General features: G+C 41.5%; 15 protein-coding genes. 2 read left to right on the top strand and 13 right to left on the bottom strand.

The annotated features are described in order from the left end of the window. Positions 1 to 251: 251 nt before the first annotated feature. From ndoA to acpS, 5 genes are all read right to left on the bottom strand, one after another. Positions 252 to 602 (bottom strand): type II toxin-antitoxin system endoribonuclease NdoA, encoded by a 351-nt coding sequence (gene ndoA, locus B9L23_RS01450; RefSeq protein WP_003253417.1) that lies wholly within the window; start codon positions 600 to 602, stop codon positions 252 to 254. Positions 603 to 606: 4 nt separating this feature from the next. Beyond that, positions 607 to 888 carry a CopG family ribbon-helix-helix protein gene (locus B9L23_RS01445; RefSeq protein WP_003253419.1) on the bottom strand — a complete coding sequence of 94 codons (282 nt, stop codon included), beginning with the start codon at positions 886 to 888 and terminating at the stop codon, positions 607 to 609. Between the two features lie 128 nt (positions 889 to 1016). Next, positions 1017 to 2180, bottom strand: a complete 1164-nt coding sequence (gene alr, locus B9L23_RS01440; protein ID WP_012748964.1) for an alanine racemase — start codon at positions 2178 to 2180, stop codon at positions 1017 to 1019. 224 nt (positions 2181 to 2404) lie between these two features. Further along, positions 2405 to 3418 carry a LolA family protein gene (locus B9L23_RS01435; protein WP_089096745.1) on the bottom strand — a complete coding sequence of 338 codons (1014 nt, stop codon included), beginning with the start codon at positions 3416 to 3418 and terminating at the stop codon, positions 2405 to 2407. Positions 3419 to 3499: 81 nt separating this feature from the next. Beyond that, positions 3500 to 3859: a holo-ACP synthase gene (acpS, locus tag B9L23_RS01430; protein WP_012748962.1), complete on the bottom strand. Its 360-nt coding sequence runs from the start codon at positions 3857 to 3859 to the stop codon at positions 3500 to 3502. Between the two features lie 59 nt (positions 3860 to 3918). On the opposite strand from acpS, the gene B9L23_RS01425 reads away from it, so the two are divergent. After that, the gene (locus B9L23_RS01425; RefSeq protein ID WP_089096744.1) at positions 3919 to 4536 is read left to right on the top strand and encodes a rhomboid family intramembrane serine protease; all 618 of its coding nucleotides are present in this window, start codon (positions 3919 to 3921) and stop codon (positions 4534 to 4536) included. A 37-nt stretch (positions 4537 to 4573) separates the two neighbouring features. Here B9L23_RS01425 and uvsE read toward each other — a convergent pair whose 3' ends face one another. The 8 genes from uvsE to B9L23_RS01385 form a co-directional block, all read right to left on the bottom strand. Continuing rightward, on the bottom strand, positions 4574 to 5542 hold the full coding sequence (gene uvsE / locus B9L23_RS01420) for a UV DNA damage repair endonuclease UvsE (RefSeq protein WP_089096743.1): 969 nt from the start codon (positions 5540 to 5542) through the stop codon (positions 4574 to 4576). A 129-nt stretch (positions 5543 to 5671) separates the two neighbouring features. Continuing rightward, positions 5672 to 7072, bottom strand: a complete 1401-nt coding sequence (cshA, locus tag B9L23_RS01415) for a degradosome RNA helicase CshA (RefSeq protein WP_089096742.1) — start codon at positions 7070 to 7072, stop codon at positions 5672 to 5674. Between the two features lie 91 nt (positions 7073 to 7163). Next, positions 7164 to 7874, bottom strand: coding sequence for an alpha/beta hydrolase (locus B9L23_RS01410; RefSeq protein ID WP_169712544.1), 711 nt, complete (start codon positions 7872 to 7874; stop codon positions 7164 to 7166). Positions 7875 to 7967: 93 nt separating this feature from the next. Next, positions 7968 to 9344, bottom strand: coding sequence for a UDP-N-acetylmuramoyl-tripeptide--D-alanyl-D-alanine ligase (locus tag B9L23_RS01405; protein WP_089097456.1), 1377 nt, complete (start codon positions 9342 to 9344; stop codon positions 7968 to 7970). A 17-nt stretch (positions 9345 to 9361) separates the two neighbouring features. Then, complete coding sequence (locus B9L23_RS01400; RefSeq protein WP_062678769.1) at positions 9362 to 10456, bottom strand: D-alanine--D-alanine ligase; 1095 nt, start codon at positions 10454 to 10456, stop codon at positions 9362 to 9364. 149 nt (positions 10457 to 10605) lie between these two features. Continuing rightward, complete coding sequence (locus B9L23_RS01395; RefSeq protein WP_062678770.1) at positions 10606 to 11745, bottom strand: MGDG synthase family glycosyltransferase; 1140 nt, start codon at positions 11743 to 11745, stop codon at positions 10606 to 10608. A gap of 12 nt (positions 11746 to 11757) precedes the next feature. After that, positions 11758 to 12354: a DedA family protein gene (locus B9L23_RS01390; RefSeq protein WP_062756420.1), complete on the bottom strand. Its 597-nt coding sequence runs from the start codon at positions 12352 to 12354 to the stop codon at positions 11758 to 11760. 11 nt (positions 12355 to 12365) lie between these two features. Further along, positions 12366 to 13088, bottom strand: coding sequence for a polysaccharide deacetylase family protein (locus tag B9L23_RS01385; RefSeq protein ID WP_089096740.1), 723 nt, complete (start codon positions 13086 to 13088; stop codon positions 12366 to 12368). Positions 13089 to 13435: 347 nt separating this feature from the next. Here B9L23_RS01385 and B9L23_RS01380 point away from each other — a divergent pair, with 347 nt between their 5' ends. Next, positions 13436 to 14509, top strand: coding sequence for an undecaprenyldiphospho-muramoylpentapeptide beta-N-acetylglucosaminyltransferase (locus tag B9L23_RS01380; protein WP_062756422.1), 1074 nt, complete (start codon positions 13436 to 13438; stop codon positions 14507 to 14509). Positions 14510 to 14804: the final 295 nt, after the last annotated feature.

The raw sequence follows: 14804 nt of genomic DNA, 5'->3' as shown, positions 1-14804 counted from the left end.
AGTCGTATATGAATAAAATAGTTGGACAGATCGATTGTTTGCGACCTGCCCTTTTTTGCGCATAGCAAACTACTCACCACTTTTTATGAAACGGAGGCGATAGGTGGCTCAGTGCATTCTCTCATGGTGAATGAGACTTATATATCCTGAAGGCCGTTTCCGTCTATACTCTTGCTGCAAAAACGGAGTGGGGGGTTCACGAAACAAGTTTTGTTTCGGAGAAGAGAAATTTAAATTTCGAGCGCTACTGTTTAAAAATCTATAAGTCCTAAACTAATTTGCAGCGCTTCGTCCACCTTATCCATCATTTCATCGTCCAAGTGAGTAATTTTGTCTGTTAGCCGCTGTTTATCAATTGTCCGAATTTGCTCTAGCAGAATGACAGAATCCCGCTCAAACCCGTAACGTTTTGCATCAATTTCGACATGCGTTGGCAGCTTCGCTTTTTGAATTTGTGCTGTAATTGCCGCCACAATCACCGTCGGACTAAATCGATTTCCAATGTCATTTTGAATGACCAATACCGGACGAACGCCTCCTTGCTCTGAGCCCACTACCGGGGAAAGGTCCGCAAAATAAACGTCGCCACGCTTAACAATCAAAGCATTACCCCCCGCTAACTAAACGTTCAACGGTGTGGTCGGCCTCGTATTCTGCAAGAAACGCTTCTGAAGCAATGGATAAATTGATTTTGGCCATTTCCATATAACCGCGTCTCATTGCTTCACGGATTTGACGTTTTTTTCGCTCGCGAATATACATTTTAGTCGCTTGATAAATAAGGTCATTGCGGTTGCCGTTTTCCTGTTTTACAAGCACATCTAATTCGGTTACCAATGCTTGAGGCAAACGAACGACGATTTCTGTTGTTGCGCTAGATTCCGACACGAACATACACCTCCACGAACTGCAGCCGATTCATTACTTCCATTTCATAATACCACTAAATAAAAACGCTGCAAAGTCATTTCTGCTTTTTCTACCTATTATCTTCTGAAAAGTCTTTCAGTTTATACTTAATCATTGCCATCCAAAACAAAATTTCTCACTTCCATTATACTCTTATTTCTGAAAAAAATACGGGGAACGCGATAACTTATTGTACAAGGAACCTCATAGTTAATCGTTCCAAGATATTGAGCCACGTCATCAACAGAAATATATTCGTCGCCTTGCCGCCCAATCAGCGTCACTTTCGTTCCAACAGGCATTTGCTTCGGCAGACGGACCATTAATTGATCCATGCAAATTCTTCCGATAATCGGCGCTTTTTCTCCGTTCACAAGTACATGAAAATTTTGCAGTTTACGCAACCAACCATCTGCATATCCAATCGGGACCGTTCCAACCCACTGCTCCGTTTCCGCCGTATATGTCGCTCCATAACTCACCTTTTCTCCAGGCTTTAACTTTTTCACATGAACGAGACGGCTATGTAATGAAAAAGCTTCTTTTAGCTCATACGGCAAATATTGTTTGATTTCCGGTGAAGGAGATAGACCATACATTGAAATGCCAAAGCGCACCATATTAAAGGCTTTATCCGGAAACCGTAAAGCTGTCGCACTGTTTCCGCAGTGGATAATCGGTGGTTTATATGGAAGCCATTCAAGCATTCGCAAAAAATTATCGTATTGGAAAGAAAAATAGTCCGTGTTTATTTCATCAGCTGTAGCAAAATGAGTATATGCTCCTTCCAATGAAAAATACGGATGTCGGTCAATTTGTTCAATGACGCGCTTTGTTTCCGTTTCCTCCCTGACACCTAACCGTCCCATTCCTGTATCCATTTTTAAATGAAATAAAACGGGACTCGTTTCGCTGTATACGTTTGCCGCTTGTTCTATCCATTCCGGCTGAAACACAGTGAGCGTAATCCGATGCTTTGCGGCAATATTAATATCGCTAGGCCGGCAAGCCCCTAACACAAGAATAGGTGCAGTAACTCCTTTTTTCCTTAGCGCAATCGCTTCGTCTAAAAACGCCACTGCTAAATAAGAAGCACCTGCTTCAAGCGCTGTTTTTGCCACTTGTACATCACCGTGGCCGTATGCGTTTGCCTTCACTACCGCCATAATGCGGATGTCGTTTTGCAAAAAGTTTTTTAATTGTGAAACATTGTAGTAAATGGCATCTAAATCAATTTCTGCCCAAGTATCGCGGTAAAACAAATTGCTCATATCTCGCTGCACTTCCTTGTCTATCAAAATGAATGCAAATACATTGAAAGATATTTACTCCAACTTTATCTTCCTATCTCGATAAAAGGAAGCATTCCATCTTTTTTTAGTTTACCACTTGCAAAGCAATGAAGGAATATGTACTTATCGTCAATATTTAAGTTCCCCAGATTTTTTAGCAAATAAAAAAAGGCACAGCAACTGCTGGCCCGTGTCAATAACGGTTATTTCATTGCTTTTCCTTGTACAGAACGAGCAACCATTACCATTTCTTCTGGCGTTAAGTCCTTCGAAGCGAGCGTAAATTCGACTCCTTTATACGACCATGTAAGAGTCTGATCTGTCAATGCGCCGATCGCAAAGCCTAAATCAACTGGCTCGCCATTGACAAGTGTCGGAGTGCTTGTTGCCGGCAATACTTTCGCTTTCTCTTGGACTAACGTGAATGATTTTTCGCCTCCAAATGTCATAATAATCCGTTTCCCATCTTCGGCAGCAACTTCTTTTTCATCTATTTGTTTTACCCCTTCCGGTAAATTGACCGGATACATTACTTCAACCGCTTTGTCTTCCGCTTTTGCCATCGTTGGTACTTCTAAGCGTGCTCCTGTCATGTTTTTAGAGGTATCAAACGCATCATCATCAAATTTTTTATTAAACTCCACTTTTGAAAATTGTACGGTTAACAAAGCGTTCCGGTCTGTATCCATCACTTTGACGGATACCGGCGATAAATCTTTTTTGTTTAACGTAATTTCTTGCTTTGGAATCATGTTGCTGTTCGGATAGTTTGTTTTCGTTTCAAATACGTAATGATTTTTCGTCGCTTTAAAACCCGCTTTCGGATCGCTTAAAATGTCTTTGACCAGTGACTCATACAAATACGCTTGACTGCTGTTTTTCGGCCAATCACTTTGGAAACGGAAGCTTTTGTTTAGCGCCGGAGTAAAAACAAAAACCCCTTCATCGTTGCGTAAAATCATCTGGCTTTGACCTTTGTCGGCATTTTTTAAGCTGACACGGTAGTACGAAGGCTGCTTATACCAAATTTCAACATGGTATACTTGCGGCTTAGATCCTGTTTGAAAGGTCATTTTTGCCTCTGCTTGGTAACTTGTCATCTCATCCATCTTTTCATCCAGCGCTTTCATCACGTCTTCTTGTGATTTTGCCCAGCAGCCAGTTAAAGCGACAAGCAGTATGATGCCCATAAATACACTAAACACTTTTCTCCTCATCGTTTCAACCCCTTTGTCTCATATCGATTTCCATCTGTGCATTACAATATATGAGACAACTTAGGGGAATATGCAGACTAGCTATGACAAGCGCTCAATAATGACTTGAGCAATCGCATAATCGCGGCTATGAGAGATCGAAACGTGAATGCGGCAATCCTTCCCATTTGAAACAACGATCGGTTTTCCGTTATCGTCATTCATAATTTGGATATCATGAAATGATACATTCTTTCCGATTCCTGTTCCAATCGCTTTTGCATATGCCTCTTTTGCCGCAAACCGCCCTGCCAAAAATTCTACTTTTCGTTTCGGTGATAATTGAAAAAAAATCCTTTTTTCTTCCTCCGTTAAAATTCGATCAATAAATTTTTCATTTTTCATCATTAGTTGCTCAATCCGTTCCAATTCTACAATATCGATGCCAATCCCGATAATCATCGTTCTTCTACCCTCTCTATGTACATACATTTTAATAAACGAATAAAGGAGCGAAGTTTATGTTTGCGCGCATGGAAAATGCCCATACATTTTTTCGGTTTTACCCTGTCGTTTCCATCCTTGTCGCCCTTCACGTAGTGATTTGGTTCACGTTTTTTTTACGCATTCCTATAGCCGAGCCATTATGGGAAAAAATGATTGGTTTTAATGCCGCTGTACAGAACGGGGAGTATTGGCGGTTAGTAAGCCCGCTTGTTTTGCATGTACGGTTTGAACATATGATCATCAACTCCATTTCTCTCATTTTATTCGGACCTGCTTTGGAAAAAATGTTAGGGAAAAGCAAGTTTCTGATTCTTTATATTGGCAGTGGAATATGCGCCAACATTGCAACATTTTTTGTTCTGCCAGCGATGTATAGTCATGCTGGAGCTTCTGGGGCCATTTTCGGTTTGTTCGGCATGTATGGATACTTGATCGTATTTTGCCGCGATATAATCGAAACACAACACGCGCGACTTCTTTTTGCCGTCATATGTATTAGCCTATTTATCTCATTTACTGCCCCTAATGTAAATATGGTCGCTCACCTGTTTGGTTTTTTAGGCGGTGGGATCATTGCTCCTTTCATTTCTTCCCATCTGCATCCACATCAGCCTTTTCTTCTTCATCGCTAAGATTCCGCTTTCTTCATTCATGAAAGCGGGATCTTAATTACCGAATGAGAAAACTTGCACCATCAATCCATTCGATTTCAGGAAATGACCGCAAATTACTAACAAGATGAAATAATGCTTCATCTTTTTGTTTCGCCTCAATCATACAGTCAAGCTGCTCCACCGTTCCTTTTATTTCATGTAAAAAAGAAAGAAAAAGCTGAGCGTCCACAAAATCATGATGCGCTCGGAACTCTTTGTCGCTTTTTGGACTAGATATATGCATTTTCATCGGTAAAGGGGAATATTTCCACGTATTTACGATACGATCCCACTCTTTTCTCCAATCTTCCTCTTCTTCGTGATTAGCGAAATGATGATGAAGGTCAAAAACAAATGGTATTCCTAATTTCTCACATAAGTATAATGTATCACGAACCGTAAAAACCTTATCATCATTTTCTAACATAATCATTCGTTGCAGTTCGTTCGAGATATATCCCCAATTATAAATAAACTGTTCAAGCGCTTTTTCTTTATCGTTATACCCTCCACCAATGTGGAGGACACAGCGATGTTGAGGATTTACCTTCATTCCTTTTAACAAAGCCTCATGCATGCGCAACGTTTTTAGCGATGTTTCAAAAATATTACGGTCGGTCGTATTTAAAATGACAAAATGATCTAGGTGGAAATCGATGCGCATCGGGTACATTTGTAAAAACTGGGCTATATCAGCGAGCGGTTGCTCGAGCATCCTCATATAATCCCAATCGTCTAACGCCTCGTGATTTGCCAATGGAATTAAACGGGAACTGAAGCGAAAAAAACGAATATCATGCACTTTGTTATGTTTCAACAACCGTAAACAATTATGCAAATTAGAAATGGCAATCCGTTCTAGTTTTTTTATCGCTTCATCCCGATCATGTATTTTTTGAAATTGCGCAAATGTCATCGTTTGGGAAGGAGAACAATTTTGTAAATGTACACTCATCGCTACATAACCAAGCCGGACAATTGTCATACGAATCACCTTTCATCTATCAGCATATTGTATATTCATAATGTCTACTGTCCGGCTGTCATTCATGCATACGGATTTTCCCGCTTTATTGGATCGCTCAAATAAAAAACGGCGCTTATGCGCCGTTTTTTAACGGGCAACGCGCCGTTTTTTTGTACGCTCTTTCGGTTGACTGCCTTGACGGTTCCCGCGCTTTTTCTCCCGTTTTACCGGAAGCGGCGGCTCTTCCGTTAATTGCACTGGCGTTGTATCAGGCTCTTTTGTCAACATTTTAATGCACGCGGCGACAAGCGACACGGAATCATGTTCTTCCAATAACTCTTCGGCAGCTCGTTTATAAAAAGAAAGATTTTCCGATTCGACAGTCGCAACCAGCTTTTCCACAGCGATACGCTGTTGGCCTTCTAGCGCCTCATCAAGCGTCGGCGGCTTCATCCGTTCCATCTTCCGTTTTGTCGTGCGCTCAATATTATGAAGCTGTCCAATTTCCCGCGGCGTAACAAACGTCATCGCTACACCTGTTTTTCCAGCGCGCCCGGTGCGGCCGATACGGTGAACGTAGCTTTCCGGATCTTGCGGGATATCAAAATTGTAAACGTGCGTCACGCCGGAAATATCCAGTCCACGTGCCGCTACATCCGTAGCGACTAAAATTTCAATCGAACCTTCTTTAAATTTACGAAGAACGGATAACCGTTTCGCTTGGCTCAAATCGCCATGAATTCCTTCGGCAGCGTACCCACGCAAGTTGAGCGCTTCTGCCAATTCATCCACGCGCCGTTTTGTACGTCCGAAAACAATGGCTAACTCCGGCGCTTGAATATCCAATAAACGCGTTAAAATATCGAATTTCTTCTTTTCTTGCACTTCTAAATAATATTGTTGAATATTTGGAACCGTCATTTCCCTCGCTTTTACTTTCACAATGTGCGGCTCATTCATAAACCGTTCGGCGATGCGGCGGATTGGCTCCGGCATCGTTGCGGAAAATAATAATGTCTGCCGTTTTTCAGGAACATTGCTTAAAATCGCTTCGATATCGTCGATAAACCCCATATTAAGCATCTCATCCGCTTCATCAAGCACAACGGTGTGCACGTTGTCTAACCGAAGCGTCTTACGGTTGATATGATCAATAATTCGGCCAGGCGTTCCTACAATGATGTGCGGGCGTTTTTTTAATGCGCGAATTTGCCGCTCAATATCTTGCCCTCCGTAAATCGGCAATACTCGAACGCGCTTGACTGCTCCAATTTTATAAAGTTCTTCCGATACTTGAATCGCCAGCTCCCGCGTCGGTGCCACAACAAGACCTTGAATGGCTTCATTTTTTACATCTACTTTTTCAATGAGCGGAATACCAAAAGCAGCCGTTTTACCGGTGCCAGTTTGCGCCTGCCCAATGACGTCTCTATTTTGTAGACTTAACGGAATCGTTTCCGCTTGAATCGGGGTCGTTTCCTCAAATCCCATCCGGCGAATCGCCTTCATTAATTCGTTGCTTAATCCTAATTCATGAAACGTTGTCAATGTTATTCAAACTCCTTTAAATTTCCTTACTATCCGAAATGAATCGAATAAAAATATTTAAGAGTTATCATACCATTTTCACGCTCTGTTTTCAATAAATACCATTTTCTAACTTATTTTCCCGTAAAAATTTTTCTACTTCGCAAAACAATAGATATCGGTCAGGGCCGTGGCAGACGTGATGGTATGATTCTCGTAACAATAACAGCTTTTTTTGCGATGAACCGATCTTATTATATAAATAATGGGCGCTTTTTACCGGAACGATGCCATCTTTTTCACCTTGAACAATCAGCGCCGGAATATGTACATTAGGCAAACGCGGCCGGACTTCATTGACTAATTTTCGGAACTCTAATATGGCTGTAAGCGGCGTTGCTAAAATTTTATTTTTGTAACGGATAAAAAGCGGATTTTCGCGAAGACGCCTCCTCCATCCATCACGAACGATTTCATGGATATCTTTTATTAATTGACGCGGATTGACATAATAAAAAGCGGCGCTTAATAGCACAAGCTTGTCAATCTTATATTTTTCCGCCAAATATACCGCGATTACTCCACCCATCGAAAAGCCGATGACATAAACCGTTTCGCATATTTCCATTAATGCTTGCAATTCCCTTTCTGCCGCTTGAAACCATTGATCATAAGTAATTCCTTTTAGTTGCAGCCGCTTTCCATGTCCGGGAAGTGTCGGCGTTTTGATCACCCAGTCCGTTCGTTTTTGTAAATATTCCGCCAGCGGAGCTACTTCATCAGGGCTTCCCGTAAATCCGTGTATACATAGACACCCAATCATCATCATCACCATTTTCCAAAAAAATCAAAAGCGGCAGTTAGAAACGCCGCTTTTATTTTTTCACGGTTGTTTTCATTTTACACAATGATATGGTTATTGCAAATCAGGAAGCAACTCTTCTAGCTTCATTCCACGTGAAGCCTTCAGCAAAATCACATCGCCAGAGGAAACAACTGCAAGCAAGTCTTTTGCCAAAGACTGCTTATCTTCATATGCTTTCACGCGTCCATCCGGAAAAAACGGCTGTGCCGCGAGCGCAATATGACGTGCTAACGCTCCATACGTAAATACATAATCGACCATTTCCGGCCGCAGCATCGCGCCGATTTCCCGATGAAACTCCGCTTCTTGATCGCCAAGCTCCAGCATGTCTCCTAATACAGCAATCTTTTTCTCATATCCCGTCAATTCGTGAAGCAATTGCAACGCCGCTTTCATCGATGTTGGGTTAGCGTTATACGCGTCATTAATAATCGTCCAGCCTTTCTTTGTTTCGATTAATTCCATGCGCATACGCGTCACTTGCAATTGTGAAAATGCTTCTTGAATCTTCTCCCAGCTTACGTGAAAAAAGCGAGCTACAGCGATAGCAGCCAACGCGTTATATACATGATGCTTCCCTAAAATCGGAAGGAAAAAGGAGCGATTTGGCGCCTGATGAACGGTAAACGTAGTGCCATTGGCCTGTACATGGACCGCTTTCGGATAATAATCGTTTTCGCTTCCTTGCCCAAATCTCAAGACGTGCTCAGGCAGCGGCAAGTCTGGAACCCGGTTCACCAGCAACGGCTCATCTCCATGATAAACAAAAAGGCCGTTCTTTTTTAAACCCGATAAAATTTCTAATTTTGCTTGAGCAATCCCTTCGCGTGAACCTAGTTCTTGCAAATGCGATTCGCCAATATTTGTAATAACTGCCGCATCCGGCTCGGCGATGTTAGATAATAATTCGATTTCGCCAAAATTGCTCATTCCCATTTCGACGACAGCCATCTCTGTGTCTTCTTCCAAGCGGAGCAATGTCAATGGTACGCCAATATGATTGTTCAAATTTCCTTCCGTCTTTTGTACTTCATAGGTGGTTGCTAATAATGATGCCACCATATCCTTTGTCGTTGTTTTGCCATTGCTCCCCGTAATGCCGATGACTTTTACCGAAAGCTGCTTGCGATACCGATGCGCGAGGCGCTGGAGCGCGCGCAACGTGTCGTCCACGATAATCACTGGCACGTCTTTCGGCGGGGTTCCTTCCGTTTCCGCCCAAAGCACAGCACTCGCGCCCTTATCGAGCGCATCTTGGACAAACGCATGACCGTTAAACTTAGCTCCTTTTAATGGAACGTACAAATTGCCTTGTTGAATCGTTCGCGTATCCGTTGAAACCCCATGAACCATTATGTCGAAAAAGCCGGCCGCTAAACCGCGTCCGTCCACCATCGACTGTATATCGCGCAATGTACGAGTAATCATTTCTTTCACCTTCATTTCTATTTCTCAAACGTGTACGTGATCGTTTGCTTTTCTTCATGACGTTCGATCGCTAATTGTACAAGACGTTCAATCAGTTCTGAATAGGAAATGCCGCTATGTTTCCATAACAAAGGAAACATACTATACGGTGTAAACCCAGGCATTGTATTAATTTCATTAATATACGCTTCGCCGTCTTCCGTTAAGAAAAAGTCGGCTCGTACGAGTCCAGAAAGGTCAAGCGCCTTAAACGCGGTAATCGCCATTTGTTTAATCGTTTCATACTGTTCTTTTGTAACGTCTGCCGGAATAATTAATTCCGTATTACCGTCTTCATATTTCGCTTGATAATCGTAAAATTCTTTTTTCGGGACAATTTCTCCAACAACCGAACAAATTGGATCATCGTTGCCGATGACGCCGATTTCGATTTCACGCCCAACAATCGCTTCCTCAACAATAATTTTTCGATCATACTTAAACGCCTCAGCAAAAGCCGCTTTTAAATCATCGCGCTGCTTGCATTTCGTAATCCCAACGCTTGATCCCGCATTCGCCGGCTTGACGAAACAAGGGTATCCAAGCTCTTGTTCCACCTTGTCATAAGCCGCTTCTTCGTTTCTACTCCATTCCCGCTTCGTAAACGATACGTATTTTGCCTGACGTAATCCTGCTTGCGCAAATAAGTTTTTCATCACCACTTTATCCATCCCGACTGCGGAGGCAAGCACACCGTTTCCAACGTATGGAATATTAAGGAGCTCAAGCAACCCTTGCACCGTGCCATCTTCTCCGTTCGGCCCATGCAATAATGGAAAAATGACATCCACTACCGCTTCCTCTTGCTTTTTCCCGTCCGCAACCGCCGGCGTTTGATTTAACGCTACCGGTATAATGGCTTTTGCGTCAGATTGAAACTGCAATTGCTTTATATCATTTACTTTTCCGGTCAACCGTTCTCCCTTGATCCACTGTCCTTCTGTTGTAATATAAATCGGGATGACGTCAAATTTATTTTTATCAATGGCATTCATCACCGCCATCGCCGTTGATAAAGATACGTTATGCTCAGGCGATTTGCCGCCGTATAAAATTCCAACTCTCGTTTTCATTTAGGCTCCTCCTCTTTGTTTACCATAGTTTCTATTTTAACACGTTTCCAGCATAATCGTATGGTATTTTATATGAGTAATATAGGTTGTTTCGTCACTTTGAAAACAGTAAAAACACCATCTAACCCATTCGTTAGATGGTGAAATCTCTATTTCCAGAGAGCACGGTATTGTCCTTGATACATTGCCACAATCTCTTTTAATGCGTCTTGCGCCGTTTTTTCAATCTGTGAAAAATATTCATGCACCCGTCGATAAAAATGATTTTTTTCTATTTCATCCGTGAGTACATGAATGATTTTTCGTTCGTAATAACGAAACCCTGTCAAATTATAAATCAATCCATGTTTTTCAAGATATTGCAAATTAATTTGTTCTTGACCAGGCAAGTAACCAACCGTAAAAACAGGCAATTGTTTATGCAGCACTTCACTTACCGTAACGCCGCCTGGTTTTGTAATTACCGCATCTACTTCGTTATACAAACGATTCATCTCTTGTGGGCTAGATATGTATGAGAAAGGGCGAATATGTGGATGCTTCCAGCTTGCGATTTCATCATATAACTTTTTGTTCGTTCCACATAGTACCGAATAGCGAAATAAACGGGAATCTTCTACTTTCTTAAAAAAATCGACAATATTGCCTAGTCCTTGGTTTCCTCCCGCCAACAGCAAATGAAACGGGCGTCTTTTCCCCCTCAGCTCGGAATGTTTCGTCATAAACACTTCATGGACGGGAATACCTGTCACAATAATTCGTTTTTCATCAATATGATATTTCGTCATTAACTCCTTTTTTGCGTCCGCATGTGGAACAAAATGATAGTCGATGTCCCGTTTCCCCCATACGCTATTGATGAAAAAATCGGTATATACGTTGATTACTGGTATTTGAATCAGCTTCTTCCGCTTTAGCCGTTGCAAAATGCGCGATGGGAACGAATGAGTGCAAATAATGAGTGTCGGTTTCTCCTTCTCCAACATTTTTTTCATTTTATTTTCAAAATAAGGCAGCCATGGCTCAAAAGAAACGAATTCTAACCGATGAACATCATAGTACATAAACGCCTTATAAACACGATGATAGGAAGCTGGATGAGAGCGAATCCATCGTAAATACATTTCAGAAACCATTTTTTCCATCAGTTCATTACAATAGCTTAAAAAGTCGATTTTTTTACAGTATATATCTTGAAATTGCCTTTGCAGAAAATCAATCAACGTATCGGCTACTTTATGATGGCCTGTGCTCATTTGGAACAATGGTAATACAAGAATTTTCATCATCGTTAGCTCCCTTTAATTTTCAAAAGATTTTTTGCGAAATTGCTGTCCAACCCACACTCCAAGCAGAAACAACAAAAATAAAACAATCCCGATCATCGGAAAATAAATCAGTGGAATTTGCACATGTTGACCAAGCAGCATTCCAACAACGATGATGGGAATCACCCATATCGCTGCGCCAACGGATGCAAGCAATAAAAACAAACGGAAAGGAAAGCGGATCACACCAGCCATATATGGCGAAATTTGCCGAACGCCGGGGACGTAATAGCCAAACAAAATGACCCATTTTCCATATCGATGAAACAACTTTCGTGTTCGCTCCCATTTTTCCTCTTTTATTCCTACATACTTTCCGTACCTTTTAATAAATGGCGCTCCTAAAAAGCGGCCGATGCCGTAGGCGACGATCATTCCTATAACAACACCGCCCCAGCTTACGATAAAACAATATTCCCATAACAGCTGCTTCCTGGCAATAACAATCCCTAGAAAAAACAGCAAACTCTCTTCCGGAGCGGGAATGCCGACAATGCCAAAAAACAGAAACAGAAAAATAATCACATATCCATATGATTGCACGTACGAAAAAAGAATGCTCGTATCCATAGATCCCCCAATTATATCGATGAAATTTGTTTATTAGTTTGCTCGTTCAGCAAATCTGTAATCGTCACCCAGCGCATATTTTTCGCTTCTTCTTCCTTCAATAACAATTCCAACGCCGAAAGCATTTGTTCTGGAGCCAATTCATCAGCGCCAAACGTTTTCCCGCTGTCATGAAGAACAATCACCGCTCCATCTTTCAAGCTATTTTTCAGCCGATTAAACAATTCCATTGTACCAATTTTGGCATTCCAATCGCCAAGAATGTCCGTCCACATCACCGTCGAATATTTTTTCTGCAAAAACGGGGTGAACAAATTAAAATGCCCCCACGGCGGACGATAATACATCGGCCGCGTTCCAACAATTTGTTCAATAATATCCGCGGATTTTTGCAATCCTTTTTCTAAAAAAGGAGGGAAAATAAACCAATTGCTTATATGTCGATAGTTATGCATCCCAATTTCATGGCCTTCATCATGCATTCGTTTCACAATATAAGGGTATTGCTTCGCCTTTTTCCCAACAACGAAAAAGGTTGCCTTCACTTGATGTTTTTTCAACAAATCTAACAGTCTCGGTGTATAATATGGGTCGGGACCGTCATCGAACGTTAACGCGATCATTCCTGGTTGTGTCCCTTTGCGGTAAATGCGAAAATTTGTTTTTCGAATAAGAACTGTTGGAACGATGCCGTATAATATCATTACTCCAGCGAACAAAACGATCCATAGCATCGTTTTCACCTCTTTATTTGTACTTTACCAGTACTCTTTTTCTTTGAAAATAGAAAATTATAATCCTATTTATCTTTATTAATCATTTTCACGTAACCATTTCCAATTTTACATTTTTTATTAAATGAATAAAATCAGTCATATGTTATATACCGCAAGCACTTTCATAAAAATAAAAAAGAAAAAGATACAAACATTGCCTTGATTCTTCTCCATCTAACGAAATTTTCATGTTTTCGCACCTCAAGCGTCAATTTGCTATAATACAATACGATATTAAAGATAGTAATAATCGTTTTTAAAAGGAATGTAAAATTTCAATATGCTCAAAAAGATAGGTGATTACATTGAATAAAAAAATTATTCTTACCGGCGGCGGAACAGCCGGGCACGTGATGGTCAATTTAGCGCTCATTCCCAAGCTAAAAGAACAAGGCTGGGATATCGCATATATCGGTTCCCACCAAGGTATTGAGCGCGAACTAATTTCGAAGGTGGAAGGCGTGCCTTATTTTCCGATTTCGACAGGAAAACTACGCCGCTATTTCGACTGGAACAACTTTAAAGATCCATTTAAAGTCCTCAAAGGTACATTTCAAGCGTACCGCATCATTAAAAAAGAAAAACCGAGCATCGTATTTTCCAAAGGTGGATTCGTTTCCGTCCCCGTCATTATCGGCGCATGGTTAAATGGCGTCCCATCCATCATCCACGAGTCCGATATTACCCCGGGACTTGCCAATAAAATTGCGATGCCGTTTGCGACAAAAATTTGCGTCACGTTTCCAGAAACACTCCGCCATGTCAAAGAAGAAAAAGGGATTTACATTGGCGCGGTGGTGCGTGAAGAATTAAAACGAGGAAACGCCGACAAAGGGCGGGAGTACTGCCAATTTGAAAAAGGGAAACCCGTTCTTCTCGTCATGGGCGGAAGTCTCGGTTCGAAGCGGATTAACGATGCACTGCGCGCCAATTTACAGACGCTTCTTGATGATTTTCAAATCGTCCACATTTGCGGAAAAGGAAATGTCGACCCTCAATGGACGAACAAAAAAGGCTACAAACAGTTTGAGTACGTTCATGAAGAGCTTCCTCATCTGATGGCAATGGCGGATATCGTCTTATCACGAGCTGGCGCAAACTCGATTTTCGAGTTTCTCGCCTTGCGCAAACCAATGCTGCTCATTCCTCTTTCCAAAGAAGCAAGCCGCGGCGACCAAATTTTAAACGCCCGCTCTTTTGAAAAATCCGGCTACGCGGAAGTGCTGATGGAAGAAAACTTAACGAACAAATCACTGCGCAATGCTATTTATCATCTTTACCAAAACAAAGACCGCTACCGGCAAAACATGGATCGGTCCGACGCGGGAGATGCACTGCAAAAGTTGCTGACGTTGATTGAGGAAGCAAGGAAAAGTTAAGTAAAAAAGACGAGGTTGACTCAAAAGGTTGCTAAATCCACCTTTTGAAGTCAGCCTCTCTTTCCCATTTTCCCTATTTTTATTATCTATTATTTATTACACTTACTAATTCCTTTAGTGTGTCATTAATTGGTATAGTTGAAAACCTACAAAAAAGACACCAATTGCTACTAGAGACAATACTTGTCTTGATTCTTCACAAATATCACCTCTTTATATGCACTAGCCGAAAAAGTACCATCACTTTTTACTATATTTAGAGTCTGCTTTAGCTGAATTTTTTCTTAAAAAGTTA

Source organism: Parageobacillus galactosidasius, from assembly GCF_002217735.1.
Taxonomy (GTDB): Bacteria; Bacillota; Bacilli; order Bacillales; family Anoxybacillaceae; genus Parageobacillus_B; species Parageobacillus_B toebii.
Note: the sequence above shows the minus strand (reverse complement) of the source record. Positions and strands in the feature narration are given on the sequence as shown.

What these genes read in the sequence shown, in the direction of transcription:
- alr (WP_012748964.1), bottom strand. Translation starts at nt 2,180, where the DNA reads ATGAGCAATTTGTTTTACCGCGATACTTGGGCAGAAATTGATTTAGAT.
- B9L23_RS01435 (WP_089096745.1), bottom strand. Translation starts at nt 3,418, where the DNA reads ATGAGGAGAAAAGTGTTTAGTGTATTTATGGGCATCATACTGCTTGTC.
- acpS (WP_012748962.1), bottom strand. Translation starts at nt 3,859, where the DNA reads ATGATTATCGGGATTGGCATCGATATTGTAGAATTGGAACGGATTGAG.
- B9L23_RS01425 (WP_089096744.1), top strand. Translation starts at nt 3,919, where the DNA reads ATGTTTGCGCGCATGGAAAATGCCCATACATTTTTTCGGTTTTACCCT.
- uvsE (WP_089096743.1), bottom strand. Translation starts at nt 5,542, where the DNA reads ATGACAATTGTCCGGCTTGGTTATGTAGCGATGAGTGTACATTTACAA.
- B9L23_RS01410 (WP_169712544.1), bottom strand. Translation starts at nt 7,874, where the DNA reads ATGATTGGGTGTCTATGTATACACGGATTTACGGGAAGCCCTGATGAA.
- B9L23_RS01405 (WP_089097456.1), bottom strand. Translation starts at nt 9,344, where the DNA reads ATGATTACTCGTACATTGCGCGATATACAGTCGATGGTGGACGGACGC.
- B9L23_RS01400 (WP_062678769.1), bottom strand. Translation starts at nt 10,456, where the DNA reads ATGAAAACGAGAGTTGGAATTTTATACGGCGGCAAATCGCCTGAGCAT.
- B9L23_RS01395 (WP_062678770.1), bottom strand. Translation starts at nt 11,745, where the DNA reads ATGATGAAAATTCTTGTATTACCATTGTTCCAAATGAGCACAGGCCAT.
- B9L23_RS01390 (WP_062756420.1), bottom strand. Translation starts at nt 12,354, where the DNA reads ATGGATACGAGCATTCTTTTTTCGTACGTGCAATCATATGGATATGTG.
- B9L23_RS01385 (WP_089096740.1), bottom strand. Translation starts at nt 13,088, where the DNA reads ATGCTATGGATCGTTTTGTTCGCTGGAGTAATGATATTATACGGCATC.